Here is a 26,273-nt window from a genome sequence, read left to right as displayed (position 1 = left end):
AGTGAATTAGAAAAAAATATCTTTTATTTTAAGTCAGTATGTTTTCTTTGACGCTTGATGATTTTTTTTATATACATATACGTATCTTTATCCTTTAGTCCCAAAAACATGGATAGGTCTGGATTATAGTTTCCTTCAATAATCCAAATATCCCCTTGGGGGCTAATTCCAATGTCAAACCCAATTATATGAATATTAGGATGGTTTTCTTCAAACTGTTTGCTTGCAGAAATACAGACTTTGTCAATTTCATATTCTAATTGTTCACTATTTGTCATTGATAAGTTTGAACTTTGAAGTGCTTGATTAAGGTTTAATAGCTTCTGAGCTGCATTGGTAATAAAGAAGCCGTTACCAGCAACCTTTACAATTTTTGCGGTTATTTTCCAGGATGAATTCTCTTTCTGGGCAATGACTCTAATATCTAATGGGCATCCGTTTATTTCCAATAAAGGCAATACTTCTTGAACAAGATAAGGCTTCTTTGAAAAATATCTTGTATGAATAAAATCAAAGGTTTCATCCATGCTTGATTTTGTCTGTATTGTTCTTCCTGTGTGGATTTCAAAGGTATGAGGATCTGTCTTAGTGATTTTTACAATTCCTAAGCCCCGTCGGCCAACACAAGGCTTAATGATAATATCAACATATTTATTAAGGTACTCCTTAAAGGTGGCTTTTGTAAGTAAATCCGTTTTCGGCACGAATGGAGAGATTGAATGATTTGTTGAGAGTGTCTGGAACTGGCTCCATTTACTTTTTTGAAAATGCAGCATTAAATCCTGAATCCATACTCGTCCTTTTAGATCATACATAATATTAATTACTACGGTATGACAATCAGGAAAGGATTCTCCTAATTTTTTTGCTGCAAGTATGGAAATATTCTTCATTTTATTTAGAAAAAACATATAGAAGTACTTTTCGAAGAGAGAGCTAAATTTCTCCGTTGTAGATATATAGAGCCACTCTGCTATAGGTGATTTTCGGTGAACGGTAACATAATAGTGAAAGGGGCTTTGGAAAAAACCTGAGTTTTGCTTTGATGGCTGAATAATATGATGTTTATGTTTTAATTCATTCCTACTGATATACTCATAAAGTTCTTCTTTATCCACCAATGTAGCCCTATTCATCTCTGAGAGGACCTTAAACTTATTGTTTTCAGGGGTAACAAAGATTTCACCCGAGCCAAAGGAAGGTTTAATGACAATCTTCTTATACTTTTCCAAAAAAGCAAATAATGATGCTTCGGTAAATAGTTCAGTATCTAAAAGATACTTAGAGAGGCTTTCATCTGAATTTAATATTCTATATTGACTCATTCGACCTTTGCTGGGCTTCAATGTTCCCATCTCCCAAAATTGTTAATACATTATTTTATTCAGACAAAGAGTTTTTTCTTATGCGATATCCTAAGCAGAAACATGATTTTAAATTCAATATTACTTTAATACACTTAGACTTTCCTAATAGTCTAGAAAAAACTCCCGGCATAAATGCCGAGAGTTCTAAGGCTGTTACAATTCTTGACAGCCTTGAGCAATAATAGAGCCTTGATCAATAGGAGCGGCGCCAGTTTGATTAAAGAAACCTGTAATTACAAAACTTTGAACATTATCAACCTGTGCTTGTCCAACCATGTCTCTAAACACTGCTTCAAAAGCAAAGGTTCCTGATTGACCACTGACTGTCCCAGTACCAGTTACAGTGATGCTGCAGTTTTGGCCTTCCTGATTACACACAACAGAAGTAATGGAAGTTGCAGTAAACGTGAAGTTGTTTGGTCCAGGTGGTGTGGTTACGTTTTCTTCAAATCTTAAAGATAGAGATGAAGTTGCTAATCTTGTGACACAAACATCTGCCATGTAAAACAAGTTACCTCTTACTGTTCCTGTTTGTCCCACGAATCTAACATTATTATTATTTGAAACAGCTTCATCATTTGGGTTTTGGGGATTTTGAACCAAAACTCCACACGTACAAATTACACCCATTTATTTCCCCTCCTTTCTATTTGGAATATTGTAGTTTATTAATGATTTAAGAGAAGTGGCACAGTGTTTGTCCTAATTTAAAGTCAGATTTACATTTACTGTTCCTTCCGAAATTTTGCTGCCAATTCAATTATGTCATTGGCATACATATCTCCTTTAAATAGAACAATTGTATTTTCATCTACAATCTTTTTTAATAGGCGATAAGTGTCCCTATTACTGTTAAAAGTGTAGACCTGCATTGTCGGGTTGGTTTTCTCTGCTTGATCTGCCATTATACGTGCTAAATTATTCCCAATTGCAATTAGAATATCGACATCATGTATGGCAATCATTTCTCCTGCCTGCTTATTAATAGGTTCACCCCAAGGCCCTAATCCAAGAATGCTTCCAATTACTGCGACTTTTTTCTTGTCTTGCCCAAGCTGTGTTAATACTTTTACTGCTGCTTCTAAAGAAGTGGAAGTTATGCTCTATGTATCATCTATCAGTGTCGATCCATTTATCCCTTCAACCACTTGGAGCTGTCTATCAAATTTTCGAAATGATTTCAAGCGATTAGCAGCTTCTTGAAGATCCATACCCATTTCATGGACAGCGGCGAGAGCAGCCAACGCATTATAAACTTGGTGCTAACCAAGTCCCGGTTACGGCAACAATAGGAATGTCAAACTGGTTTCGGTAATAATTTAGAAACTCCCAGTATGCCTTTTCTGCAGATTCCACTTGGAAAAATGGTCAGATTATCCAAATGGTAACTATTCTCGTACTTTTTATGTGTGACAAGTACTAACGGAAAAAACTCTTTTAGATCTTCCCAATTTCTTATTTTATATTTTGCAAATAAGATTGTATTTTTTTCTTTATATGTTTAAGCCGTTAGGCGCCATACTGGACTTCTACATGATCAGAACCCTTGATTAATTTCCCGTCTATAATCGTTTTGATTTCCTTCACGGAGAGGCGATTCATTGTAAATTTCACTCCTTTCCTTACTAATATACTATGTTCAGTCACTTACATTGCTTGTGCAGATAACTAGTGATTTTTTAGTGTTTTGAGCGTTATCACACATATCGGTTATTCAGTTTGATTCTAAGGTAAAGCAGCTTTTATATAATAAATTGCTTGTATAGTATAGATAACCATACAAATTTGAGTAAGTTTCATAAACATATATATCGAGATAGTTTGATTTAAAATTTTATAGGGAGTGGGCCTTTTGAAGACGATACTTTTTATAGGCACGAATAAATCGGGTTCAAGCAGAGATGCCATAGGGGCAGCTAAGAGCCTAGGTTTCTTCACCGTTGTTTTTACTAAAAACGAAAAGCAAATGCAGCAGAGGGAAGAGTACACGGATGTTCATAAAATGATCTATATTGATACGGATAATCTTTCTGAAATGAAGGAGGAAATAAAGCGATTAAGATCAGAAGGGATGGAATTAAAAACGATTGTTAGTTTTATAGATTCATATGTTCATATTGCCTCCCTTCTTTGTGATGAATTTTGTAAGAACTATTTTTCGTCAACAGCTATTAAAAAGATGAATAGCAAGGAAGAAACAAGATCATTTTTAATGAACAAGTCTTACACGCCTAAATTTATCATCATTAAACCCGGAGAGGAGATCTCTTTCAAATCAATCCTATCAAAGCTTAATTTTCCCGTCATGGTCAAATCGCCAAACTCGACGGGTTCAAAAGATGCACTGCTAGCAGAAAATGAAGAGAAATTAAAAAAGCATACACTCATGTTGCGTGAAAGAGAGCCGAAAGAGTCCATTATTATAGAGGAATATATTGATGGAAACCAGTATTTGGTAGAGGCAGTCGTTTACAAAAGTAAGGTGATGATAGCTGGCATTATTGAGCAAGAAATTACGAAGGGGAAGAGATTTATTATTACGGGCTATGGGGTAATGGCGAAAATACCTGACGAAATTGAAAAGGGAATAGCTGGGGTTCTTCAGTCTATTGTTAATCAATTTGGAATTGTCAATGGAGCCTTGCATCTGGAATTGAGACGTAGTAAGAATGGGTGGAAGCTCATTGAAATCAATCCGAGAATTTCCGGAGGCGCAATGAATAAAATGATACAAGCTGCTTTTGGCTTTAGTTTAGTTAAAGAAACACTGTTATTACAATTAGGGGGCAGCCCTTCCTTAGTACCGAAACATAAGAAATTCGTGTTCACTCAATATCTTATTGTTTCAGAAAAGGGAATTTTAGAAAGAGTGTCTGGGAAGGGTAGAGCTAGAAAATCCCCTGGAGTCGTTGATGTATATGTAAAACCGAGAAAAGGAACGCTGCTGATTCCTCCTCTATCGATGGGGCATAGATATGCCTATGTAATTGCTGCGGGGGAAAGCATGGAGGAAGCAAAGAGTTTTGCTAAAAATGCTGTAAACGAAATTAAGTTCCACTTAAAGAAATAATAATTTTCTAGCATTGTGTTATTAACATAAAATCTATTAAAAAAATGACCCTGGATTCTTTATCCAGGGTCATTTTTATTATTTAAATGTTTTTTTTAAGAATTTTATCGTTTCATACATGTTTGCTCGGCTAGCACCTTTAACTAAAATGGTGTCATTCTTTTTAATAATTCTCTTTAGAAACTCATGTAACTGATTTCTATCGTCAAAGTGGTATACATTTTTGGCAGGAAAGCCTTTTATTTTAGCTTGATCGCCCATTGTTTCTGTTTGATCACCATAAGTGATAAAAAGGTCAATTTTTTTATCGTAGACATATTCTCCTATTTTTCGATATTCTGCCTCTCTTAAATTCCCGAGTGCTCTTATTTCTCCAATTACTGCTATTTTGCGGTGTTTTCCGATATTTGCAAGTACATCAATGGCAGCTCTTACTCCTTCAGGATGAGAATGAACAGTATCATCAATTAGAATAATATTGTTTTTCTGATTATAAACCGTTAATCTTCTTGGCGGCTTTCTAAATAATAATCCGGCTTGGATTTCAATTGGAGTTAGACCTAAGTGGTCCGCCACAGCAATAGCATTTAAGGCATTATATACATGATGTTCACCGAAAATAGGGATGAAAAACTTCTCTTTATGTCCATGCAACATCGTTTTGAAAGACATTCCATTTTCTGAATATTTCACATCAAAGGCTTTATAGTCAGCGTCTGACTTAATACCGATTGTAATGATCTTACCTCTAAACTTATCTGTCTCTAAAAGGAGAGAATTACGGTCATCTTTATTCATAACGAGCAAGCCGTCTTGATCCATCCCGTGTATTAATTCAGATTTAGCCTTAGCTATTCCCCTAATATCGTCATTGAAATAGCCTACATGTGCCAGTCCGATGTTTGTCACAATACTAATATTCGGTTTAATAATGCTGCAGTGTTTAGTTATCGTTCCAGGGGAGGCCATTCCATATTCTAGGACAATGGCTTCGTGGGATTTATTGATTTCAGAAGCATGAATTTCAGTATGTTGGGCGGTATTCCAATAGTCCTTTGATTCAAAGGTATTCCATTTTTTCGAAAGGATTGAGGCTAGAAATGCTTTAGTCGTAGTTTTACCGGCGCTGCCCGTTATGGCTATAATTGGGATTTCGCCTTTTGCTGTATTCATTCTTTTAACTTTTTGGATCTTAGCTTTTATTGCCTGTTGGTTTTTTGCCAGATACATAGCATATCTAATGGAATTTATGACAACATCCATCTCTAGATAAAACGTAGGAGGACAGCCTGGCAGCCAGTTAACTTCATAGATCCATATTTTTTTATTCTCGTCTAATCCAATGTCGATTCCCATTTCATCAATAACTTCTCCATATAGCTGCATTTGGAGCTCATCAAGATGCTGGGCTAAAGTCAATGAAAAGTGTTCAAGAGTCCCTTTAATATTCATTGCTTCTTCTTTAAATTCTTGTTTTAAAAATGGTTCTAAATAATTGGTGAATCCCCCATTATTAATATTAGGAATAATGGATCCCTTAGGGGCTATTCTTGGGTAAATAGCGGTGATGACCCATTCTCCTTCTCCACTTTTTTGAACATGAAGTCTGAAGTCGTAAACTTGTCCAGACTTGGTAATAGATGTTATATAAGGTTGCATAATATAGGTTCCCGTTGAAAGCTTTTCTTCTATTAGATCCTTTAATTGATTCCTTGAATAAGAACTTGAATGTGAATCTTGTGTTACAAGAAATTCTTCTTTGTTGTTTTTCTTCAATGAAATAAAGTAGATCCCTTTTCCTTTTCTCCCATCATAAGGTTTAAAAACAATCTTTTTAAATGCGTATAAAAATCGGAAAAATTCATCTGAATCATTTGAAATTTTTTCGGAGGGAATTAAATAGTGAGAAAACTCCTTTCCTCTTTTAAGCCTCTCGTAAACACTCCACTTGTTCCCGATGGAATTTGTCGTAAAAGGGATCATTTCCTGTAATTTTTGAATAACCTTTTCCGACTTTGCCAATTTATTAGGGTCACCAGCATTATAAATGACGTCCGGGAAGGGCATGTTTCGTTCAACCCATGAGCCATTCTCATACACTTTCCCTTTTATTGACTTTTTTGAGAAATTTACTGTACTAGGAGAAAAGTAAAAAAAATCTGCGCCTTCAGCTTTAGCGACCGCAGCAAAAGCATAAGTCTTTCTTACCTTTGATGGATCTTTTCGATGGTGCAGCATTCCTATAAGTGTCATAGCATAAACTCCTTTTACTTATCTAACAACCTATTTATATTACATTCAATTAGTTAAGCTTTTGAACCGGACAAACGTTTATTTTTAGATCAAATTTTAATAGTTGACCATTTAGGGCAAAGGAAAAATGAAGGACAAAACAGGGAGTAATTAAGGGGAAATCTTTCTTTTAGGCAATGCAACAAGCCATTAGTAATCTTATTCATATACTGAAGGGGACCTTAAGAATATGGAGTGGATGCAATGAGGAAAAAATCAAAAATGAATAAATGGGACAAACATCAGCTTTTATCGGAATGTAAGAATCTAGTCGAGTTTTTACCTGAGACCCATCTATTTACAATTGAAAAATTTTGGGAGATGATGAGTCGAAATAAGGAAATTATCTTAAAGCCTGCATTGGGAAATGGGGGAAAGAGAATCATAAAAGTATCAAAAGTCGGTGGAGAAAAATATGAGGTTCACCTTCAGAAATCGAAAAATGTAATTGTTGATAAGAACGGACTTGAACGTTTATTACAGGAAAGAATAAAGGAGAGGAAGTTTCTTATTCAATATTGTATCCCCCTTGCAAAAGTGAATGGAAATCTGATCGATTTTCGGTATATTGTGCAGCGAAAACATGGGGATAAAACATGGGTGATTACTGCGAGGTGCGGGAAAGTTGCCAAAAATGGTTATGTTACAACTAATGTCCTAAATGATGGAACTGTAGTAACGGTAGAGGAGGCGCTGTTAAACTCAAATATTTACAATTTGAACTTAAAAAAGACATTGGCTGCTTTAGATGAATTAGCATTAGCAGCCTCACTTTGCTATACTGACAAATTCAAAAATCAAAATATATGGGGTTATGATTTGGCTGTTGATGAATGTGGGGATATTTGGCTGATTGAAGCTAATGCAGCTCCTATGGTAGATGTTTTCCTCGATTCAAAAAGTCCATTCAAGTCGGACGCAATAACATGGTATCTTGACTATAATGAAAAAATGAGAAATAAATGATAAGTCCCCACTCACATGCCATCTATACTCTACAAAATGGAAAGTAAAAAAGACCTATAGCCTAAGTTGCTATCAAATGACTCCGGTAATTGACCGGGGTTAATTTGTTATTTCTAAATCAGACCTTGTTCTATGGAAAATCACTGATGAAATGCTTGTCACATTTAATCTTTCTAAAAGAAAAACACTACAGCTAGCTTTTCGTCCAATTGGTTCAGGAATAATAAACAGAAAGACCAGGCGTGTGCCCGGTCCCCTGTTTTTACCATTTTGGCTCAATGACAATTCTTCTTTTCAGTAATTCGGTATCTAGAACTTGTATGGCGCAAATGGAAGATAAATCAACCTCTTTACGAGCAGGTGTTTTGATTAATTTCATGACCTTGCCTACTGAGTTTGTATGATTTCCTTTAATATCAAAAGGTCGCAGGATTGAAACAATCGCAACACATTTTTCCTTATCTATAGATTCGATTCGAAAAAAATTGGACTCAATGCACTCGCGTTTCCCGTTTTTCTCATTTATTTCGGTCAATAGATGAGATAATAGTCCATTATTTTTTAGTAATAGAAAGGGGATCGTATCGACTCCGGCAATTTTGGATAGCAGCGGTCCAAAATATTTAGTTGAGGAATTCATTAAAATATCTTGTAAGGACTTTAATTCAATGAGTGCTTCACATATACAGTGACTATGTCCCTGCTCTATGTCGTTCATTTTAGCTTTCCTCCCCCCGTCTGTCCTTTTGCTATTATATTATTGCAAGTAATTGGGGATTGTGCGGATGGAAAGCGAAAATAGACCTGTCCAAAGAACCCAATTATGCAGATGATAGGTTTTAAGACTGCTGCTTGGAGGCTGTATCCCGTTCGTCGAAAGATTCCACAGCTTAAAGGAATATTCAATAAGGTTCTAAGTAAAACTTCAGTTCCTGGGCGGCGGAAATCGCCGTTGTTTTAGCATTTTCAGCAGAATTTGCCGCTGCAATAACACAAGCATAGCGATTACCCATTGAGTAAGGAGCGGTGACGGTTTTACCTAATAAAGGTTTAACGTACACATATTTAACACCATCATGTTCCCAAGCAAGATCTTCGCCTGTAACGTAAAGTAATTCTCCGCTTGTTTCAAACGTTAAATATTTGGCATAGACGTGAACCTCACGTATCTTAGTCAATGTTACTTTCTCTCCAACATTCAGTTTCAATATTTCCTTTATAAGGTTAATACCTGTCCCTTCCTCAATAATCCGATTCATGGCGCCGCCAGACATTCTTGGATTAATCTCTACCAGTTTCCATACTCCTTGAACATTTCTCAATTCTAAATGACAGGATCCGTTTTTTAGTCCGAGTTGTTGGACGATTTCTGTAACTGATTTTATGAGACTCGTATATTCATCATCCTTTAATTGAGCTGGAAATTGATAGCCAACGACGATAAATATATCTTCGTACGCCGTTTCTTGCTCAATGACACCGACGATTTCAATTTTTCTATTTTGTACTAGCACTTCAACTAAGTATTGGGGCCCTATTAAATATTCTTCAATTAATATAGGAAGATCGGGAGTTTGATCGTGTAAAGATTGAAGGGCTTTCTTTAATTCATCAGCAGTTTCAGCTAAAAATACATCTTTTGAACCGTTGGAGACTGGTGACTTAATAATCAACGGAACAGATAATTCATGTTTCTTTGTGAAGTCTTTAATAGAAGTATGAGATTCGTATACGGCATAAAAAGGGGAGGTGAAGAGGTGTTTTAACTGGTCCCTCACTTTTATTTTATTTTCCATTATCGCTAAAGCGTCAGCGGATAACTGAAATAATCCAAGCTCCTTTGCTAACCGTGCTGTATAAGAAACAAAGGGATCGATAAAACTTACACAGGCACATAGATGTTTCCCTGATGTCTTAAGGGCTTCAAGTTCCTCTAAAACCCGTATTTTATCTAATAAATCATAGAAATAGACGATTTGATCCACATCGGGGAATTTATTATGCTGGAGGTGCCGGCGTTTATCCGTAAATAAAATGACGCAGTATCCCATTTCCTTCGCCGCCCTCAGAGCTTCAAAACTCGTCCCAAACTGATTACTTCCGATAAAGACAATTGATTTCATGATCCAACCTTCCTGCTTCACATGGTCTATTATCTTATGATAAGAAATAACAATAGGTGCCAGACCCAAAACACGGTTGGTATAAACGCGTGTAGAGTCTGGCACGGAAAGATTCAATCGTATTTGGAAATGAAAGTACTAAATCAATGAGAATTATGAATAAAAATATATAAGCCCTAAAATAATATGCATTATTTTAGGACTTGATATATTTTAAAATAAATTACTTACCAATAAACATTTGAGTCCAATGTTTACCGTTTTGCTCAAATCCTACTCCAATATGGGTAAAATTATTACTTAGAATGTTCTTTCTGTGACCTTCACTATTCATCCATGCTTGAACGACTTCTTGGGGTGTTTGTTGTCCCTGTGCAATGTTTTCACCTGCACTTGTATATGTCACACCAAAGTCTCTCATCATATCGAACGGTGACCCATAGTTAGGACTTGTATGTGAGAAGTAATTATTTTGCTGCATGTCTTCTGACTTCTTTTGAGCAACCCCACTTAATTGAGTATCCGCTTTTAAATCAGACAGGCCGTTTTGTCTGCGTTGTGCATTCGTTAAATCAATAACCTGTTGTGCAGCCTGACTAATGTTTTGTGGTGCTTGTGTTTGAGCTTGTCCTTTCTGTGCGGGTGCTGGTTGTTGACCTGGCCCTTCAGCAGTCTGTCTTTGTTGCTGCGTAGGTGCTTGCTGCTGAGCTGGTGCTTTTGCAAATTCTCTATTTTGCTGTGGTTGTGCTTGTCCATAATTTGGTGGTTGAGCAGCTTGTCTTTGGTTCCAGTTTGGTTCTGGCTGACCAGCTTGATCTTGCTGCTGGATTGGTGCTTGGCCATAATTCAATTGAGGGAGTTCTGCTTGAAAATTTACATCCTCCCCAGGATTTAATGGAGTAAACTGATATTTTGCATCTTGAGTCAATACCGCTCTGGTATGAGGGTAATTATCACTGGACATTGTTGTAGTCATACTAGAGATGTTATTATCGTTTCCATTCCCAGGCTTATTACCATTATTTGTATCAGTATTACATGCAACAAGCCCTAACATCAGGGTAGATGTTAGGAGTATACCCATTTTTTTGTTTATCAATTGAAATGCCTCCTTTTTTTGAAAAACTCCTTCCTCTTATATTTTTGATTTTTCTTTAAAAAATATTGATGGAAAATAATCGGAAAATATAAACTCGGGACTCTTCACACTTTCTTAATAAGACTTGTATTGTTAATATAAAAAAGTATTTTTTGTTAGGAGGTTCGACTGAATTATGTTCTTGGAGATATTTACCTCATACGAAAATCTAAAGGCAATTGTGATATCTATCGGGATTTTTTTGCTATTTCTTCTTTTTAGGAAAATTTTCGTAAAATACGTTTTTGCATTTTTGGTAAGGATAGGGAGAATAGCGCCTGGTGAATTTTTATCCCAAATTCTTATAGCCTTTGAAAAACCTGCTCAGTGGCTATTTATTATTACAGGGCTTTACTTTTCTGTGCAGTATTTTCCTTATTTCAATCATGCAAATCCATTATTTTTAAAAATTATCAGATCATCGATTATATTGATTATTAGCTGGGGGTTGCTTAATCTTTCTTCGTCCTCTTCATTGCTTTTTAAAAAGATAAATGCCTCTAAATATAATATTGAATTTGATGAAATTCTGATTCCGTTTTTATCTAAGGCATTGCAATTTTTGATTGTGGCGATCAGTATAAGCGTGATTGCCCAGGAGTTTAATTACGATGTCAATGGCTTTGTTGCGGGGTTAGGCTTAGGTGGATTAGCCTTTGCATTAGCTGCAAAGGATGCGATCGGTAATTTATTCGGCGGGATCATAATTATTACGGAAAAACCTTTTTCAATAGGTGATTGGATTAAGACAAACAGTGTGGAAGGAATTGTAGAGGATATAAGCTTTAGAAGTACAAAGGTACGGACCTTTGCTCAGGCGCTTGTGACTGTTCCGAATGCTACTTTGGCGAATGAGGCAATTATGAACTGGAGCAAAGCAGGGAAGAGGCAGATTACCTTTAATTTAAAGCTGCCACAGGATACTTCACAGGAAAAATTAAAATCTGTTGTCAAGCAAATTGAAAACTACCTAAAAAATAACCCGGATATTCATCAGGACACAATCTACGTTACCTTTGACCAATATAAGGAAATGGAGATCTTTATAGACTTTTTTACAGTTACAGTTGAATGGGGAGAGTATTTAAAGATCAAAGAAGTGTTCAATTACAAAATCATGGACATTCTCGAACAAGAGAAATCATTGGCGGAGAGCCAGGCATAATGGGAAAAAGTCTGTTTCATTTAGAAGCAGACTTTTTCAATATATCTATTTTTGGTTAGCAGTTAAAAATACTTCCTGTGCCGCTTTTATCCCAGCTCCTGGTTCAAAGGAGTAAGAGAAGTCTTGTAATGCGGCCTCCATTAAGGAAACGGCTTGGAGAACATCACTTGGGAAGCAATAGCCCATATGGCCGAACCTGAAAATTTCTCCTTGCAGGTGTCCAAGCCCGCCAGCAAAATCTAAATGGTACTTTTGCTTTAGGTGCTTAAGAAACTGTGCCAGATCCAGACCTTTAGGGGTGCGGATCGCCGTAATGGTTGGTGATGCATATTCATCGCTCGTTAATAGCTCTATGTTTAGCGCCTTCATGGCTTCACGAACCATATTTTTCATAAGCTCATGCCTGGCAACGGTTTGTGCAAATCCTCCTTCTTCTTCGATAAGGTCACAGACAGCAGCTAATCCATAAATAAGAGTAACCGCAGGAGTGTTAGGTGTCATGCCTTTTGCTGCCCAATCGCGATAGCTCAGTAAATTTAAGTAATATGCTGGGGTTTTATTATTCTCGATGACTTTCCAAGCTCTGTCGCTGACGCTTAAGAGAGCCAGTCCCGGCGGCAGCATCATTGCTTTTTGAGAACCTGTTACGAGTATATCAATGCCCCATTTATCCATTTCCGCGGGTGCTCCGCCAATACAGCTAACCCCATCAACGATAAAAAGTGCATCTGAGTGTGTACGAACTGCATTCGCTAGCTTTTCGATTGGGTTCAAAATACCTGTTGATGTTTCGTTGTATGTAGCAAAAACAGCTTTCACATCTTTCAAGGGCTTTAGGAATTCCGCTAGATCTTCCTCTGTACAAGCCTGGCCCCATTCTTTTTCAAGCTTATGCACATTAAATCCGTATTTTTCACAAATCGAAACGAAGTAGTCCCCGAATGCCCCAACTGTAATAACAACAACGTTTTCTCCAGCCGAGACCGTGTTAACTGCCGCAGCCTCTAAAGCAGCAGTACCACCAGACGGCAGCAGAAAAATATCTTGTTCCGTACCAAAAACTGTCTTCACACGATTGGTTGTTGTACGATATAACTGAACAAACTCTTCACTACGATGGCTAATGATATCTTCAGCCATGGCTAGTTGAACTTTTTTTGGAATAGGAGTAGGTCCTGGGTGCCTTAAAATGTTTTTATACATAATTTTCCCTCCAGTAAAGATTATTTATTGAGTATTTTAGCCTAAAGGCGCGAGGTTAACCACTATTATGATCACCTCTATTAAAGCTTATATTGTTACCATATTTCCAATTTTCTAATTATAATAGTACCATATTGGTAAAAGTTAGTTAAGGTTAAGAAATTTATTTAATAAAACAGGAGGGGTCTAATGGCTACAATAGATTTGCAGAAAAAAAGTGTAAAGATTGTGTTAGAAAAGAAGAATTTAACAACGGTAACCGCGCGAGTTGGTTTAGTTCTAGACATCACCGGATCAATGAGAACATTGTATAAAAATGGAACAGTGCAGAAGGTGGTTGAACGAATATTAGCGATTGCCTCACAGTTTGATGATGACGGAATGCTGGATGTTTGGGTGTATGATAATGAATTCTCAAGATTAAAGCCGGTAACGGAACGAGATTTTGATGGGTATGTTAATCGAATTATTTTGGAAAATGACTTGATCCATAAATTTGGCCGAAATGACGAACCTCCTGTTATGAAGGATGTAATAAAAAAATATATCGATGAAGAACCGAGCATGGATCCAGCCTTTATTGTCTTTATTAATGATGGCGGCTGTAAGAAAACGATCAAGCCCATTATTGAAAGCTCTGCAAAACATCCGGTATTCTGGCAGTTTGTTGGGATAGGAAATGGGAATTTTGACTTTCTAAAGCAAATTGATTCAATGGAAGGCCGTATTGTGGATAACGCTAATTTCCTGCATATTGAGGAAATTGATAAAATGTCTGATGATCAACTCTATTATTCACTATTAAATGAGTTTCCAAGCTGGCTGAAGGAAGCGAAGGAAAAAGGTATTTTGGTAGATAATCGCACAGAGCCGCAGTTAAATGAGCCAGTGCAAAAAGAGCCAGAAAAGAAGGGGTTTTGGAACAGGTTATTTAATAGGTAGATAGGGGTTCGTTTCATTGAATTTGAGCGGTTGGCTGACAAAGTGGTGGAATTGGCTGATAAAGTATCTTATTTGGCTGACAAATCCCTAAATTGGCTGACAAACAGGTCGAATTGGCTGACAAATACTAAAATGCCAACCCAAACAAGTATCTGATAGCTGAATATATAGTCAGCTTTAATATGAATTTTGCAAGAGTAGGTGATTTCTTGATGATTAAGGGTTTAAATCACTTTTTATTCTCGGTTTCAGATTTAGAAAAGTCTATTGAATTTTATCAGAAAGTTTTTGATGCCAAGCTATTAGTGAAGGGGAGAAACACTGCCTACTTTGATTTTAATGGAATGTGGCTGGCGTTAAATGTGGAGAAGGATATTCCTAGAAATGAAATAGCCCATTCCTATACGCATATTGCTTTTACCATTGAAGAAAAAGACTTCGAAGTTATGTATAAAAAATTAACAGAGCTAAACGTGAATATCCTTCCTAGTCGTCCAAGAGACGAAAAGGATAAGAAATCAATTTATTTTACAGATCCAGACGGTCATAAATTTGAGTTACATACAGGGACTTTGCAGGATAGATTGGAATATTACAAGAAAGAAAAAAGGCATATGGAATTTCTCTAAAATGAAATAGGGTGAGAGGAATGGATAAGGAACTTTTTAATGCTGTTGAGCAGTCGATTGAATATATGAAAAATCACTTGGAGGAAGAAATTACTTCAGAAGAGTTAGCTGCTAAATTCGGCTATAGTACTTATCATTTCTTAAGAGGTTTTAAGGAAGTGACAGGGGTAACACCTAGACATTTTTTATCTGCATTACGGATTGAGGCATGCAAGGAGATTTTATCAAGCCCATCGAACTCGATACTAAAATCTTTATTAAGCGTAGGCTATAAAAGTATTGGGTCTTTTAGTTCGCGTTTTAAACAATTTGTAGGACAATCTCCAAACCAATTTAAGACCAAATCGGATTTTTTATATCACTATATTCATCAATACAATGAGAAGAGCGGTTATCCATCCCAACTAACAGTATCCTCAACAATCACTTGTCATATAAACTCACCCCCAACATTTAAAGGATTAATTTTTGTTGGACTGTTTCCACGCCCAATACCTGACCAAAGGCCGATTTTGGGAGGTGTTTTGAATAATGGAGGAACATATATTTTTTCCAAAGTTCCGGAAGGCACCTTTTACATATTGGCTGCTGCCATTCATTGGAGCAAAAACCCGAAAGATTATTTCGTACTGAATAAATCACTGCGAGGGAAATTTGATCATGCAATTAAAGTTAAAAAAGAAACGATAGCGGAAGTAACTATTAATTTAAGAGAACCAATGCCTTATGACCCGCCTATTTTAATTAATTTGCCAATGCTTTTATTTGAAAATGAGCAATCTAGAAGAAATTAAATGATTAATCTTTCGGTAAAATGGTGTTTGAAGAAGGAGGAGATGTCATGTTAAATAAAGTTTGTGTGCTTACTGTTCGTGTCAAAAATCTTCAAGAGTCCGTTGATTTTTATACTAATGTATTAGGTTTCGAGGTTTCAAAATATTATGGAGATAAGATTGTAAGTCTTAAACATGATGAAATACCAGTTGTGTTAGAGGAAGACGAGGAGGCTTATCAGGAGCCAAAGCAAAATGTACTATTAGGTGTACTGTCAAAGGATCTTGACAAGGATATCTCTGATTTTAAATCTAAAGGTGTGAAAATTTTGTTTGATGAACCAAGACCTTGCCCCCCTGGCCGTTACACGATCATTGAAGACCCTGTGGGGAACCAAATTGAAATTGTAGAATTTTCCGAGTGAGATAATGATTAATCATCAAACATACATAAAGGCTTCCTTAGATAAGGTTTATGAAACTTTAACTACGGGAGAGGGCTGGAATGCATGGTTTACAGATCATACAGTTTTACACTTGGATGAGAATGGGGAAGGGATAATAACCTTAAGATGGTCCAACTACGGTGTAAATAAAGAGGATATTGAAGACGGCGGGGATATTTTGGCTGCCGTTCCGAATAGATTGTTTTCTTTTCAATAGTCCCCTGGCAAAAATCCAACTACTGTAAAGTTTGAAATGCAGCCTTATCAAGAAGGAACACTTTTACTTTTAGAAAAGGCTGGCTATTCCACATCTTCCACCGATCTTTCAGCTTGTATAGGCTGTGCAGTTGGATGGGGAGAAGCACTGGCTTTGTTAAAGATGTACCTTGAGTATGGTATTGTGTGCAAAGAGGATTATCGCTTTTAGGTTGAGGGGGCTAGTAGATTGGTTTATGAAATAACGATTCAAATCAGAGTAAATGATTTCGAAAAAGGCCAAACATGGTACCAAACATTATTAAATAGGCAACCTGATTTTAGTCCTCATCAAGGCTTTGCCGAATGGGAGGTCATTCCCGGCTGTTGGCTGCAAGTGGCAGAAGGATTTCCTGCAGAGGGGAGCGGCCCGATCCGATTAGGTGTTTCAAATCTGGAAAAAGAAAGAGATAGATTAGTGAAGGAATTAAAAATAGAGGAATTTGAGATATTCGAAAGGGAAGGTGTTCCTGCTAAATGGGGGACCTTTCAAGACTCATGGGGAAACCAATTGGGCTTATTTGAGTATTTGGATGAGAATGAGAAGCAAGAAAAGATAAAATCGATCTTAGGTGATGTTTAGAAAATGAGCAAAAAACGAAGGGAAAACTAAAAGTCAGGACTCCAATTAATAGAAGTCCTGATTTTTCCTGTTCTAAATTTTGTTCAATTTTGAAAAAAGTTCAGATTAATTTACGCAATAATAAAATCCCCATCCCTTTCTCCATAAAAATACAACCGATGCAGTGGTCTTGTCATGGCCACATAAAGAAGCTTAATATCTAGTTCAGAGTCGCGACAGAATGATTCCTCAAGTGAAATTATGATAACAACGTCAAACTCCAACCCCTTTGCCAAAAAAGAAGGAACAATCACAATTTCATCTTTTGGAATCTTAGCTTGTTCTGCAAGCAGTGTGACAGGTTCATCTGAATGCTCCTCGAAAAGCGAATAAAGAAGCTGACAATCTTTCATGGTTTTGCCGATGACCGCGAAAGTTTTATAGTTTTCCTCTTTCAGACTAGTTACTTGCTCTTCAATTTGCTGAACAAGTTCTTTTCCGTTTTTTCTTTTTATAATCCTAGGCTGTTCTCCATGCCGGACAACGGGTTCTACTTTCGGAAAAGAGTAGGGAAGAAGCTTTAACAGCTCGTTTGCTTTCTCCATAATCTCAACGGTTGTTCGGTAGCTTTTTTGCAATTCTGTGTAGGTAGCTCGCGGAAAAATGTCCTCTAAAACTCCATTCCACGATGTTAAGCCTCTATAGGAATGAATTCCTTGTGCAAGATCACCCACTAGCGTAAACATATCAGTATCAAGTGCTTTCTTAAGAGATAGCAGCTCCATGAAGCTGTAATCCTGTGCTTCATCAATGACAATATTTTTGGCTTTAAACTCTTTTGGAATGCCAAAAAGGTTTACCTGCAAATAAAGCAACAGAGCAAGGTCTTCTCTTTCATACTTCTTTTTCGCAAAAAGGGTCTGGCTATATTCGCATAACAATTCTGCATCCTGTTCGGAGAGACCGCCCTCGGCCCATTGGCAAAGCTTAATAGGATCACTAAAAAGCTCGTGATAATACTGTAGGAGCGTTTTTTTCGGGAATTGTTTCATATAGGCAGGTACAGCATTACGAATGGCTTTTTTGATTTCCTCAAGCCTTAGCTCTTTTTTGTCTAGTGCATAAGAAACATACTGTCTCCTTTTCTCCGGATCCTTTCCACGATAAAGAGCACTTTCTATTCGTTCATCATAAAAGGTTTCGATTTTGCTAATTAAATTTTTCTTCTTTTTCGCCACGTCATTTTGCAAAACGGCCTTTAGTTTATCCAGCCTTTTAAAAAGAGGAAGATAGTTATAGTCGGCCTTAAAGAGATGAATAAACTTCTTGTGGCTGAATAGGCGAAATTTATCGACCACGAAATCTTCTGTAGGAAAAAATGTTTTATAAATGCTTGTTAGGTAGTTGGATAGAATGACATGAAAGACAGGAGATCCCTTTACTGATGAAATCCATGCTGAGATCTGGCAATCCTTGCTTTCGGGCTCTTCCAGCAGCCGAACCAATTTATTATTATTGACTATATTAAGCTTTTGACCAAGGCATACTTGCACATATTCCTGATAAGTGGTTTGCCGAACTCTCTCAACACCTAGTTCAGGCAGCGCTTCAGATATATAATCTATAAACAAGCGGCTTGGCGCCAAGATCATCAGCTGCTCTGGTGCAAAGTTTTCCTTGTACTGATAAATAAAATAACTGATCCGGTGGAGGGCAATCGTTGTTTTTCCGCTGCCGGCAGCCCCTTGAACAATAATGGGCTTGTTTAAGTCGGCTCGGATAATTCGATTTTGCTCTTCCTGTATCGTTGAGATAATTTCTGTGAGGCGGTTGCTTGAGCTTTTGGAAAGCGATTCTTGAAGCAATTCATCTGTTGTGGTTAAATCAATGTCACGAATTTCTTCGAGCTTGCCTTCCTCGATCATAAATTGCCGCTTTAAAGATAAATAGCCGTTAAAGCTTTCCTCGTAAGAATCGTAATGAACCTCGCCAAGTCTGCCTTCATAGTAAAGATTGGCTACTGGTGATCTCCAATCCACAATGATTTGCTCCTGATTTTCCCTTGAATATAAGGAAGTCTTTCCGATGTAGAGAATTTCCTCATCTTTAAGATCCTGTCTTTGAAAATCAATTCTGGCAAAATAAGGTTTGTTTCGAGCGTTTTTTAAGCTTTTTAATTCATCACGAGACATTTCGAAAAATCTGGCATTCGTTAATAGTGAAGAATAGCTTAAGCTCGATTCCAGCCAGTCTACATCTTGGAAAGCCTCCTTCATGTTTTCTTGAAACTGGTCTTTACTTGATTCAGCGGTCTTGATGACGACATCCATATACTTTTTCGTAAAATCTAATCGTTGAATTTCTGCTAGAAAATCGGGGTGTTGTTGAGATGACATTCAATCTTCCTCCCATTTCATTTTCAGCCGCAATGGGGAAGTAACGTTGGAGCATGAGTGATAAGAAATTTATATTATCAGAAAAATCCATAGGAAGCAATATTTTTCCAATGATTGCGACGATCGTACTTGGAAAGATCACAGTAAGTGCCGCTCATTTACCGAAGAAGGAAAAAAGGAAGCCCGCGGTAAATGAAGGCATAGTTCATTAACTCCAAAAGGGTCATGCAGAAACTTACGGGCAATGAAAAGCTTCTAAATATTTTACTCCGCTCTCTTCCCATTCTAGCTCCTAACAATTGTACACACTTGATTTATTTTCCAATTTATTATATAGTACATTACAACAGTAATGTACTATATGTGAGGAGGCGGTGACGATTCTTAATACAGACGGAACAAAGCCTATTTATATACAAATTGCGGAATGGATTGAAACGGAGATTATGAATGGACATTTTAAAAAGGATGATAAAGTCTATTCCCAATATCAATTAGCTGAAATGTATACCATCAATCCGGCAACTGCTGCAAAGGGACTTAATCTTTTAGTTGATGAAGCCATCCTCTACAAAAAAAGGGGGCTGGGCATGTTTGTCACAATGAATGCAAAAGAACAGATCATGAATAAACGAAAAAATCAAACATTGAAGCGGTTAGTGCAGGAAATTGTGTTAGAGGCAAATCGCTTGCATATTAGTGAAACAGAATTAATTGAAATGATAAAGGATGCACAATCTGGGGAGGGTGAGCAATGAAGGTGATAGAGTGCAAGGGCTTGACGAAGACCTATTTTCGGAGAAAGGTTTTAAATAATCTCTCTTTTACAATTGAAGAAAATACAATCACTGGATTAATTGGCCGAAATGGAGTCGGCAAAACGACTTTACTTAAAATAATTGCTGGTTTCATTAAAGAAACATCGGGAGACATTGAGGTTTTTTCGGAACGCCCTTTTAACAGTTTAAATGTCTCAGTGAATTCCATATTTGTAGATGACCAGATGAACTTTCCTCCAGCCCTTCAGCTCTATGAATTATTAGAGGAGGCGAGCAGATTCTATCCAAATTGGGATATGGAATTGGCCAAACGCCTGATTAATTATTTTTCCCTTGACCCAAAGCATTATCACAATCGCCTTTCAAAAGGGAAGACTAGTACATTCAATGCCATTGTTGGTTTAGCAGCCCGTCCATCATTAACGATCTTTGACGAACCTACAACAGGAATGGATGCAGCGGTCAGGAAGGATTTCTATCGTGCCTTGCTTAAGGACTATCTTGCACATCCAAGGAGCATTATCATCTCTAGCCATCATTTAGATGAGATTGAAGATTTGTTGGAGGATGTTCTTTTGATTAAGGATGGAAGAAATCATTTGCATATGCCGATGGAAGAACTAAAGGAATGGAGCATCGGTTTAAAAGGGGAAACAATCGTGATTCAAGAGTTGATTAAGGACCGTGAGATTGTTTATGAAAAGCTGATTGGAGGAAACACACTGTACGCGATTGTGAGAAATGATTTCTTAGAGACCGAATTGCAGAAAGCGAAACTTGCAGGAGTGGAGATTACTGCTGTTGCTCCTAGTGATCTATGTGTCTACTTAACGAACGAAACGAAGGGGGGAATTGACGATGTCTTTAAGGGCCGTTAATTTAACGGATATTGTAAAAAGGCAATATCTGTTCAAGCTAAAGGCGAATATCGATTCATTTAGTGCCCTTGTCGGAATTCAGCTGCTAGCTATGCTGTTTTCAATGGGTGGGGCCCATTCATTTCATTCTTCATCAGATCGCATGGTTTTAAGTGTTAATTATTTATCTGCAGATGTTGTCATTGCTTTCACAATGATTTGGGCTTTAGTTACCGGTATTACGATTACAACGAAGCCCCATCGTCATTTTGATTTTACGTTCGTAACTAATCGTCTGAGCAGCAGCTTAGCCAATATCATCTTTCTATTTTCAGCAAGCATCCTCGGCGGAATTACGGCGATGTTAGCTAGAAGCTTACCTTTAGTTGTAAGGTATATTTTCTTTGGTGAACAGTTTAATAACATGCCGATAACAACTGCAGAATTTCTTCTTGGTGTTGTCGCAACGATTCTATATTTGTTCTGTATCAGCGCAATTGGCTATTTTATTGGGTCACTCGTACAAATAAGCAAGCTGTTTGTTGTGTTAATCCCTGTCCTGATTATAGGATTGATGTTCCTTGATGGTTTCATGAATAGGGAGCCATTTTTAGTAAATATTTTTCAATTCTACCTTCAGGAATCATCCATCGGATTGTTCATTATAAAAATGACCGTTACGTCTGCCTTATTTTTCATTGGATCCATTGGAATCCTAAATCGGATGGAGGTTAGACGATGAATATCATGGGAACCTTATTGCTGTTTGCTGCATTTATTATCCTGGTTATGATTGTTACTAGCTTAAATGCAAAGAGAAAGTTTATTACTGTAAAGGTTACGCATTGGCTGCTAATGATATATGTTGGTGTGCTCCTGATTTCTGGATTTTATCTGGCGTTATTGCCGCAAGACCGTGCTGCTAGTCGGGAGGCGAAGGAAAATTGGAATGAAGATTGGGCAAGAGACCATTTCTACAATTCTTTACATGAAGGGAATGTTGATCAATTAGAGGGCAGGCAATTAATTCATGCAAAGACTTATGATTATGCAAAAAACACACTTAATATTGAAATAACGGGGTATGCTGACCGTATTTATGTGGAGCGAAAAGACGATGATGATGGTGTAATCGAAGCTCGTGTTTATACGGATGGTTTGATTGTGGGCGGATTTGATTTTTCGAATAAAATACCCCCTGTTAATTTCGGGTTAAACGATGATAGACTAAATATAAACTATCCTAACCATCAAATAATAAATATCTCAGTAGCCAGAAAAGAATTTACGATTAATCAATTTACCGGTCAACAGCCAATTAATGATGTCATTGGAGATGGAGTATTAGCTGTATATTTAATTATTCCTAAATCACTTCAATTGCAAAGCGAAATTGCAGATTTTCAATATGTTAATGAATAGGGGCTGTCCTAAAGCAAAGATGCCAGGCACCACGATTCATGATGATGTTTATCGTGGAGCCAGGCAACTTATAAAACAGCCTCAGGGAGGATGAAAACTTTGGAACAGGAAAAACAGCCTTATATGTCAAAGGAGCTTGATGAGGAGACTCTTTTTATTGTATCTCAAACCTTTAAAGCCTTATCAGATCCGACTCGAATCCGGATCCTGCATTTATTATTTGAAGGGGAGCATTCGGTAAATGAAATTGCTGAAAGTCTATCATTGCTCCAATCAACCGTATCACACCAGCTTCGTTTCCTGAAAAATTTACGCTTAGTCAAATTTAGACGAGAAGGTACGTCCCTTTTTTATTCTTGTGATGATGATCATGTGATGGATATATTAAAACAAACAATTGAACATGCGAACCATCATTAATTACAGCTTCCATGATGATTCGGGCAGCCGAATTCTATTTTTTCAACCTGAATGGTACTATGCTCAATCCCAAAGTCATCGTGGAGAATGGATTGGGCATGGTGCAAAATGACATCATGGATCCCATCATTTTCAATGACAAGATGGCAGCTTAACATCGGCATTCCAGATGTAATCGACCAAATATGAATATCATGAACCGTATTGACGAAAGGAATTTTATGAAGAGCTGTCATGACCTTCTCAATCTCAATGTGAGCGGGGGAGCCCTCCATCAAAATGTGCAAGGATTCCTTCGTTACCCTCCAGCCGCTTACGATGATGAGACCGGCTACAATGACGCTGGCAATCGGGTCAGCTATTCCCCATCCGAAGAACATCATTAGCAGTGCGGCAATGATGGCGCCTACCGATCCAAGCATATCTCCAATTACATGAAGAAAGGCACTTCGGACATTTAAATTCTCCTCTTTATCCCCCCGCATTAAAATCCAAGCTGCCAGAATATTGACTAATAATCCAATGGAAGAAACAATCAGCATTCCGACACTTTGAACTTCAGGCGGATTGAAAAATCGATGATAGGCTTCGTAAAAAATATAAAGTGAAATAAGAATTAATGTGATTCCATTTAAAGCAGCAGCAATAATTTCAAACCTTTTATAGCCAAAAGTCTTTGAAGCTGAAGCTTTTTTTTCTCCAAGTTTAATGGCAAATAGACTCAAGCCCAATGCCGCTGCATCACTAAGCATATGGCCTGCATCGGAAAGAAGTGCCAAGCTATTTGTCATAATCCCGCCAATTACCTCAACAACCATGAATGCAGCTATTAAGAGAAAGGCTATAAATAACGCTTTTTTATTTTCAATGCTTCCATGAGAGTGGTTATGTCCATGAGCATTACCATGGTAGTGACCCATAGTAAAACCTCCTATTTTCTTATATGAATACATAATCATATATATAGTATGACAAAAGCCGCAAAATGTTTCAACTATTAGTTGGAAAAACGAAAAAGAGCTGCTTCCTCAGGAATTGAAGGGAGCAGCTTGTTTGAAGAAAAAATTGATTTAATATTACATATTAATTTTACAATACCTTACTTAAAAATGCCTTCGTACGTTCATGCTGAGGGTTCCCAAATAACTCATTTGGTTCATTTTCTTCCACGATATAACCGCCGTCCATGAAGATAACCCGGTCACCTACTTCACGGGCGAATCCCATTTCATGTGTTACAACTACCATGGTCATTCCCTCTTTAGCCAGCTGCTTCATTACCTCCAACACATCACCGACCATTTCAGGGTCAAGTGCAGATGTCGGCTCATCAAATAGCATGATTTTTGGATTCATAGCTAAAGCTCTAGCGATGGCAACACGCTGCTTCTGACCGCCAGATAATTCCCCTGGATAGCTATTGGCCTTATCTTCAAGCCCAACCTTATCTAGAAGATCAAGTGCAATTTTCTGAGCAGCCTCTTTTGTTGTTCCGTGAATCTTTATCGGGCCAAGTGTAATGTTCTCCATGACTGTTTTGTGAGGGAATAGATTAAATTGTTGGAAAACCATTCCAACCTCTTGTCTGACCTTGTTTATATTTATTTTTGAATCTGTAATGTCATGTCCGTTAATGATGACCTGACCGCCCGTAATATCTTCAAGACGATTCATGCACCGTAAAAAGGTGCTTTTTCCAGAGCCAGAAGGTCCAATTACGCAAACTACTTCTTTTTCTTTAATATCAGCGTTAATATCTTTTAATACTTCTAACTGGCCAAATGACTTTTTTAGATTTTTTATTTGTATAATACTCATCGTAATTCAAATCTCCTTTCTAGGAAGCTAGCAAGCAAGGAAATTAAATAAATAACAATAAAATAAATGACACCAACGGCAAGCCATATGTTAAATGCATCAAAAGTAGCTGCGGATTGAATCTGGCCTTGCTGTGTTAAATCTGCAATTCCAATGATTGAAAGTAGGGAGGTATCCTTTAAACTAATAATTGATTGATTCGTAATGGTGGGAAGCATTCTTCTAAAAGCCTGAGGAAGTACAATATAACGCATAGACTGAGATCCTGTTAACCCAATAGATCTTGCCGCTTCGGTCTGACCTTTATCAATAGATTGTATTCCTGCACGGATGATTTCTGAAAAGTAAGCACCAGCATTAATAGCAACCGTAATAATCCCTGCTGTTGTATTGTTCAATGAAATAAAGCCTAATGTATTTAATCCAAAGTATATAAAAAATAATTGAACAATAAACGGTGTTCCGCGGATCGCATCGACAAATATCTTTGCAATAATATTAAGAATCTTAAACGGGGAAAGTCTAAATAATGCCATAACAAGTCCAATTAAAAAGCCAAGAATGATTGCAATGATAAAAATATAGGCAGTTACTTGCAGTCCCTTTAATAAATAAGGAAGAACAGATAAAATTGTCTCCATCTTGAAGTCATCTCCTTTCAAAAGAAAGCGCGCTTGAGGGCGCGCTTTTATGTTTGTTTCCTAGAATTATTATTCACCAAGGTAAGTTTTTAGAATTTCATCATATTTTCCATTTTCCTTAAGTTCAGCAAGACCTTTGTTGATCTTTTCTAGAACTTCTTGATTTTTGCCTTTTAATACAGCAATACCGTATTGGTCGTTATTTAAGCGGTCACCAGCAATTTGTAATCCAAGGTCTTTTTGAGCGATTGCATAAGCGATAACTGGATAATCTTCAATAAGAGCATCAGCATTTCCGTTTGCTACTTCTTGGAACATAGCTGGGCTGTCATTAAATTGAACGACTTTAAAGCCTTTGCTATCAGCATTTTCTTGTGCAAATAGTGCACCTGAAGTTCCTTTTTTTACAGCTACTGTTTTGCCTTTAAGGTCATCTAAAGTTGTAATATCGCTATTGTCCTTTTTAACGACTAATGTAATACCAGCATCAAAGTATGGTTCTGAGAAATCAACAATTTTCTTTCTCTCTTCTGTAATACTCATACCTGCAATGGCAATATCAAGCTGGTTAGCTTGCATAGCTGGAATGATTCCGCCGAAATCCATTGGATTTAAATCAATTTTAATTCCTTGGCTTTCTGCAATAGCATTGATTATTTCAATATCAATTCCTTTGTATTCTCCGCCTTCTTCAAATTCAAAAGGAGGATAAGTAGTATCAATTCCAACTTTATATACTTTAGAATCATCACTAGATGAACCTTCTCCTGACTTTCCTTCACTTTTATCTGTGCCACAAGCAGCAAGTAGAAGGCTAAGGATAACAAATAAACTAAATAAACTGAATTTCTTCATTTTCCAATCACTCCCTATATTCTGATTATTGATGTTTTACGAATATTTAACAAATATATCATAAAACATTAAAAACGCATACTAAATTCAACAAAAAATAGTATTTCGCATTTAAAAAAATTCTTATTCCAAAATAGTTTATTTTTGGATGTTT

Annotated in this window: 30 protein-coding genes; 16 read left to right on the top strand and 14 right to left on the bottom strand. The window is 37.0% G+C overall.

The genetic code is table 11. The annotated features are described in order from the left end of the window. Positions 1–23 precede the first annotated feature (23 nt). From V7127_RS11645 to V7127_RS11630, 4 genes are all read right to left on the bottom strand, one after another. On the bottom strand, positions 24–1,346 hold the full coding sequence (locus V7127_RS11645) for a YheC/YheD family protein (protein ID WP_335486156.1): 1,323 nt from the start codon (positions 1,344–1,346) through the stop codon (positions 24–26). A gap of 174 nt (positions 1,347–1,520) precedes the next feature. Next, a complete protein-coding gene (locus tag V7127_RS11640; protein WP_335486153.1) occupies positions 1,521–1,997 on the bottom strand; it encodes a hypothetical protein in 477 nt (158 codons plus the stop codon). A gap of 95 nt (positions 1,998–2,092) precedes the next feature. After that, on the bottom strand, positions 2,093–2,467 hold the full coding sequence (locus V7127_RS25895) for a glutamate ligase domain-containing protein (RefSeq protein WP_438823999.1): 375 nt from the start codon (positions 2,465–2,467) through the stop codon (positions 2,093–2,095). A 3-nt stretch (positions 2,468–2,470) separates the two neighbouring features. Beyond that, the gene (locus V7127_RS11630; RefSeq protein ID WP_335486148.1) at positions 2,471–2,611 is read right to left on the bottom strand and encodes a hypothetical protein; all 141 of its coding nucleotides are present in this window, start codon (positions 2,609–2,611) and stop codon (positions 2,471–2,473) included. A 608-nt stretch (positions 2,612–3,219) separates the two neighbouring features. Between V7127_RS11630 and V7127_RS11625 the strand changes: the two genes are divergently transcribed. After that, the gene (locus V7127_RS11625; RefSeq protein WP_438823997.1) at positions 3,220–4,437 is read left to right on the top strand and encodes an ATP-grasp domain-containing protein; all 1,218 of its coding nucleotides are present in this window, start codon (positions 3,220–3,222) and stop codon (positions 4,435–4,437) included. A 78-nt stretch (positions 4,438–4,515) separates the two neighbouring features. Here the strand turns inward: V7127_RS11625 and V7127_RS11620 are convergent, their stop codons facing one another. Next, the gene (locus V7127_RS11620) at positions 4,516–6,690 is read right to left on the bottom strand and encodes a YheC/YheD family protein (RefSeq protein ID WP_335486142.1); all 2,175 of its coding nucleotides are present in this window, start codon (positions 6,688–6,690) and stop codon (positions 4,516–4,518) included. 243 nt (positions 6,691–6,933) lie between these two features. Here V7127_RS11620 and V7127_RS11615 point away from each other — a divergent pair, with 243 nt between their 5' ends. Further along, complete coding sequence (locus V7127_RS11615) at positions 6,934–7,695, top strand: YheC/YheD family protein (protein ID WP_335486139.1); 762 nt, start codon at positions 6,934–6,936, stop codon at positions 7,693–7,695. A gap of 262 nt (positions 7,696–7,957) precedes the next feature. On the opposite strand, the gene V7127_RS11610 is transcribed toward V7127_RS11615, so the two are convergent. The 3 genes from V7127_RS11610 to V7127_RS11600 form a co-directional block, all read right to left on the bottom strand. Then, entirely contained in the window at positions 7,958–8,413 is a 456-nt protein-coding gene (locus V7127_RS11610; protein ID WP_335486136.1) for a CotY/CotZ family spore coat protein, read from the bottom strand. Between the two features lie 184 nt (positions 8,414–8,597). Continuing rightward, positions 8,598–9,818 (bottom strand): ATP-grasp domain-containing protein, encoded by a 1,221-nt coding sequence (locus V7127_RS11605; RefSeq protein WP_335486133.1) that lies wholly within the window; start codon positions 9,816–9,818, stop codon positions 8,598–8,600. A 223-nt stretch (positions 9,819–10,041) separates the two neighbouring features. Next, positions 10,042–10,917 carry a CAP domain-containing protein gene (locus V7127_RS11600; RefSeq protein ID WP_335346231.1) on the bottom strand — a complete coding sequence of 292 codons (876 nt, stop codon included), beginning with the start codon at positions 10,915–10,917 and terminating at the stop codon, positions 10,042–10,044. Between the two features lie 292 nt (positions 10,918–11,209). Between V7127_RS11600 and V7127_RS11595 the strand changes: the two genes are divergently transcribed. Continuing rightward, the gene (locus V7127_RS11595; protein ID WP_335486129.1) at positions 11,210–12,121 is read left to right on the top strand and encodes a mechanosensitive ion channel family protein; all 912 of its coding nucleotides are present in this window, start codon (positions 11,210–11,212) and stop codon (positions 12,119–12,121) included. A gap of 45 nt (positions 12,122–12,166) precedes the next feature. On the opposite strand, the gene V7127_RS11590 is transcribed toward V7127_RS11595, so the two are convergent. Further along, positions 12,167–13,324: a pyridoxal-phosphate-dependent aminotransferase family protein gene (locus tag V7127_RS11590; RefSeq protein WP_335353577.1), complete on the bottom strand. Its 1,158-nt coding sequence runs from the start codon at positions 13,322–13,324 to the stop codon at positions 12,167–12,169. Between the two features lie 189 nt (positions 13,325–13,513). Here V7127_RS11590 and V7127_RS11585 point away from each other — a divergent pair, with 189 nt between their 5' ends. The 7 genes from V7127_RS11585 to V7127_RS11555 all read left to right on the top strand — a co-directional run bounded on the left by V7127_RS11585 (position 13,514) and on the right by V7127_RS11555 (position 16,952). Then, entirely contained in the window at positions 13,514–14,266 is a 753-nt protein-coding gene (locus V7127_RS11585) for a vWA domain-containing protein (RefSeq protein ID WP_335348025.1), read from the top strand. Positions 14,267–14,478: 212 nt separating this feature from the next. Next, complete coding sequence (gene fosM / locus V7127_RS11580; protein WP_438823996.1) at positions 14,479–14,895, top strand: FosM family fosfomycin resistance protein; 417 nt, start codon at positions 14,479–14,481, stop codon at positions 14,893–14,895. A gap of 20 nt (positions 14,896–14,915) precedes the next feature. Further along, a complete protein-coding gene (locus tag V7127_RS11575; RefSeq protein ID WP_335486125.1) occupies positions 14,916–15,689 on the top strand; it encodes a helix-turn-helix transcriptional regulator in 774 nt (257 codons plus the stop codon). A 47-nt stretch (positions 15,690–15,736) separates the two neighbouring features. Further along, complete coding sequence (locus V7127_RS11570) at positions 15,737–16,093, top strand: VOC family protein (RefSeq protein WP_335486121.1); 357 nt, start codon at positions 15,737–15,739, stop codon at positions 16,091–16,093. A 4-nt stretch (positions 16,094–16,097) separates the two neighbouring features. Further along, positions 16,098–16,331, top strand: a complete 234-nt coding sequence (locus V7127_RS11565) for a hypothetical protein (protein WP_335486118.1) — start codon at positions 16,098–16,100, stop codon at positions 16,329–16,331. A gap of 36 nt (positions 16,332–16,367) precedes the next feature. After that, complete coding sequence (locus tag V7127_RS11560) at positions 16,368–16,541, top strand: hypothetical protein (RefSeq protein ID WP_335486115.1); 174 nt, start codon at positions 16,368–16,370, stop codon at positions 16,539–16,541. A gap of 18 nt (positions 16,542–16,559) precedes the next feature. Next, on the top strand, positions 16,560–16,952 hold the full coding sequence (locus V7127_RS11555) for a VOC family protein (RefSeq protein WP_335348447.1): 393 nt from the start codon (positions 16,560–16,562) through the stop codon (positions 16,950–16,952). 110 nt (positions 16,953–17,062) lie between these two features. On the opposite strand, the gene helD is transcribed toward V7127_RS11555, so the two are convergent. Beyond that, complete coding sequence (gene helD, locus V7127_RS11550; RefSeq protein ID WP_335486112.1) at positions 17,063–19,327, bottom strand: RNA polymerase recycling motor HelD; 2,265 nt, start codon at positions 19,325–19,327, stop codon at positions 17,063–17,065. A 53-nt stretch (positions 19,328–19,380) separates the two neighbouring features. Here helD and V7127_RS11545 point away from each other — a divergent pair, with 53 nt between their 5' ends. From V7127_RS11545 to V7127_RS11520, 6 genes are all read left to right on the top strand, one after another. Next, on the top strand, positions 19,381–19,539 hold the full coding sequence (locus tag V7127_RS11545) for a hypothetical protein (RefSeq protein ID WP_335486108.1): 159 nt from the start codon (positions 19,381–19,383) through the stop codon (positions 19,537–19,539). Positions 19,540–19,701: 162 nt separating this feature from the next. After that, the gene (locus V7127_RS11540) at positions 19,702–20,085 is read left to right on the top strand and encodes a GntR family transcriptional regulator (RefSeq protein WP_335345090.1); all 384 of its coding nucleotides are present in this window, start codon (positions 19,702–19,704) and stop codon (positions 20,083–20,085) included. Next, entirely contained in the window at positions 20,082–20,984 is a 903-nt protein-coding gene (locus V7127_RS11535; RefSeq protein ID WP_335486105.1) for an ABC transporter ATP-binding protein, read from the top strand. Before V7127_RS11540 ends, V7127_RS11535 begins: the two co-directional genes overlap by 4 nt. After that, positions 20,965–21,705 (top strand): hypothetical protein, encoded by a 741-nt coding sequence (locus tag V7127_RS11530; RefSeq protein WP_335486102.1) that lies wholly within the window; start codon positions 20,965–20,967, stop codon positions 21,703–21,705. Before V7127_RS11535 ends, V7127_RS11530 begins: the two co-directional genes overlap by 20 nt. Beyond that, positions 21,702–22,385 (top strand): hypothetical protein, encoded by a 684-nt coding sequence (locus V7127_RS11525; protein ID WP_335486098.1) that lies wholly within the window; start codon positions 21,702–21,704, stop codon positions 22,383–22,385. Before V7127_RS11530 ends, V7127_RS11525 begins: the two co-directional genes overlap by 4 nt. Positions 22,386–22,508: 123 nt before the next feature. Beyond that, entirely contained in the window at positions 22,509–22,805 is a 297-nt protein-coding gene (locus tag V7127_RS11520) for an ArsR/SmtB family transcription factor (RefSeq protein WP_191969124.1), read from the top strand. On the opposite strand, the gene V7127_RS11515 is transcribed toward V7127_RS11520, so the two are convergent. The 4 genes from V7127_RS11515 to V7127_RS11500 all read right to left on the bottom strand — a co-directional run bounded on the left by V7127_RS11515 (position 22,802) and on the right by V7127_RS11500 (position 26,119). After that, positions 22,802–23,725, bottom strand: a complete 924-nt coding sequence (locus tag V7127_RS11515) for a cation diffusion facilitator family transporter (RefSeq protein WP_335486095.1) — start codon at positions 23,723–23,725, stop codon at positions 22,802–22,804. The genes V7127_RS11520 and V7127_RS11515 overlap by 4 nt on opposite strands. A 169-nt stretch (positions 23,726–23,894) precedes the next feature. Next, complete coding sequence (locus V7127_RS11510; RefSeq protein ID WP_335345095.1) at positions 23,895–24,623, bottom strand: amino acid ABC transporter ATP-binding protein; 729 nt, start codon at positions 24,621–24,623, stop codon at positions 23,895–23,897. Then, positions 24,620–25,264: an amino acid ABC transporter permease gene (locus V7127_RS11505; protein ID WP_335345096.1), complete on the bottom strand. Its 645-nt coding sequence runs from the start codon at positions 25,262–25,264 to the stop codon at positions 24,620–24,622. The genes V7127_RS11510 and V7127_RS11505 overlap by 4 nt, the downstream gene beginning before the upstream one ends. 69 nt (positions 25,265–25,333) lie before the next feature. Further along, positions 25,334–26,119: a transporter substrate-binding domain-containing protein gene (locus V7127_RS11500; protein WP_335345097.1), complete on the bottom strand. Its 786-nt coding sequence runs from the start codon at positions 26,117–26,119 to the stop codon at positions 25,334–25,336. Positions 26,120–26,273: the final 154 nt, after the last annotated feature.

This window comes from Bacillus sp. JJ1773 (assembly GCF_036962035.1).
Lineage (GTDB): Bacteria > Bacillota > Bacilli > Bacillales > Cytobacillaceae > Cytobacillus.
This window is presented reverse-complemented; position numbering and strand designations above follow the sequence as displayed.

Bases quoted from the DNA above. Each gene is read 5' to 3' on its own strand.
- V7127_RS11640 (WP_335486153.1), bottom strand. From the start codon at position 1,997: ATGGGTGTAATTTGTACGTGTGGAGTTTTGGTTCAAAATCCCCAAAAC.
- V7127_RS11620 (WP_335486142.1), bottom strand. From the start codon at position 6,690: ATGACACTTATAGGAATGCTGCACCATCGAAAAGATCCATCAAAGGTA.
- V7127_RS11615 (WP_335486139.1), top strand. From the start codon at position 6,934: ATGAGGAAAAAATCAAAAATGAATAAATGGGACAAACATCAGCTTTTA.
- V7127_RS11610 (WP_335486136.1), bottom strand. From the start codon at position 8,413: ATGAACGACATAGAGCAGGGACATAGTCACTGTATATGTGAAGCACTC.
- V7127_RS11605 (WP_335486133.1), bottom strand. From the start codon at position 9,818: ATGAAATCAATTGTCTTTATCGGAAGTAATCAGTTTGGGACGAGTTTT.
- V7127_RS11590 (WP_335353577.1), bottom strand. From the start codon at position 13,324: ATGTATAAAAACATTTTAAGGCACCCAGGACCTACTCCTATTCCAAAA.
- V7127_RS11585 (WP_335348025.1), top strand. From the start codon at position 13,514: ATGGCTACAATAGATTTGCAGAAAAAAAGTGTAAAGATTGTGTTAGAA.
- fosM (WP_438823996.1), top strand. From the start codon at position 14,479: ATGATTAAGGGTTTAAATCACTTTTTATTCTCGGTTTCAGATTTAGAA.
- V7127_RS11575 (WP_335486125.1), top strand. From the start codon at position 14,916: ATGGATAAGGAACTTTTTAATGCTGTTGAGCAGTCGATTGAATATATG.
- V7127_RS11570 (WP_335486121.1), top strand. From the start codon at position 15,737: ATGTTAAATAAAGTTTGTGTGCTTACTGTTCGTGTCAAAAATCTTCAA.
- V7127_RS11565 (WP_335486118.1), top strand. From the start codon at position 16,098: ATGATTAATCATCAAACATACATAAAGGCTTCCTTAGATAAGGTTTAT.
- V7127_RS11560 (WP_335486115.1), top strand. From the start codon at position 16,368: ATGCAGCCTTATCAAGAAGGAACACTTTTACTTTTAGAAAAGGCTGGC.
- helD (WP_335486112.1), bottom strand. From the start codon at position 19,327: ATGTCATCTCAACAACACCCCGATTTTCTAGCAGAAATTCAACGATTA.
- V7127_RS11545 (WP_335486108.1), top strand. From the start codon at position 19,381: ATGAGTGATAAGAAATTTATATTATCAGAAAAATCCATAGGAAGCAAT.
- V7127_RS11535 (WP_335486105.1), top strand. From the start codon at position 20,082: ATGAAGGTGATAGAGTGCAAGGGCTTGACGAAGACCTATTTTCGGAGA.
- V7127_RS11530 (WP_335486102.1), top strand. From the start codon at position 20,965: ATGTCTTTAAGGGCCGTTAATTTAACGGATATTGTAAAAAGGCAATAT.
- V7127_RS11525 (WP_335486098.1), top strand. From the start codon at position 21,702: ATGAATATCATGGGAACCTTATTGCTGTTTGCTGCATTTATTATCCTG.
- V7127_RS11520 (WP_191969124.1), top strand. From the start codon at position 22,509: ATGTCAAAGGAGCTTGATGAGGAGACTCTTTTTATTGTATCTCAAACC.
- V7127_RS11515 (WP_335486095.1), bottom strand. From the start codon at position 23,725: ATGGGTCACTACCATGGTAATGCTCATGGACATAACCACTCTCATGGA.
- V7127_RS11510 (WP_335345095.1), bottom strand. From the start codon at position 24,623: ATGAGTATTATACAAATAAAAAATCTAAAAAAGTCATTTGGCCAGTTA.
- V7127_RS11505 (WP_335345096.1), bottom strand. From the start codon at position 25,264: ATGGAGACAATTTTATCTGTTCTTCCTTATTTATTAAAGGGACTGCAA.
- V7127_RS11500 (WP_335345097.1), bottom strand. From the start codon at position 26,119: ATGAAGAAATTCAGTTTATTTAGTTTATTTGTTATCCTTAGCCTTCTA.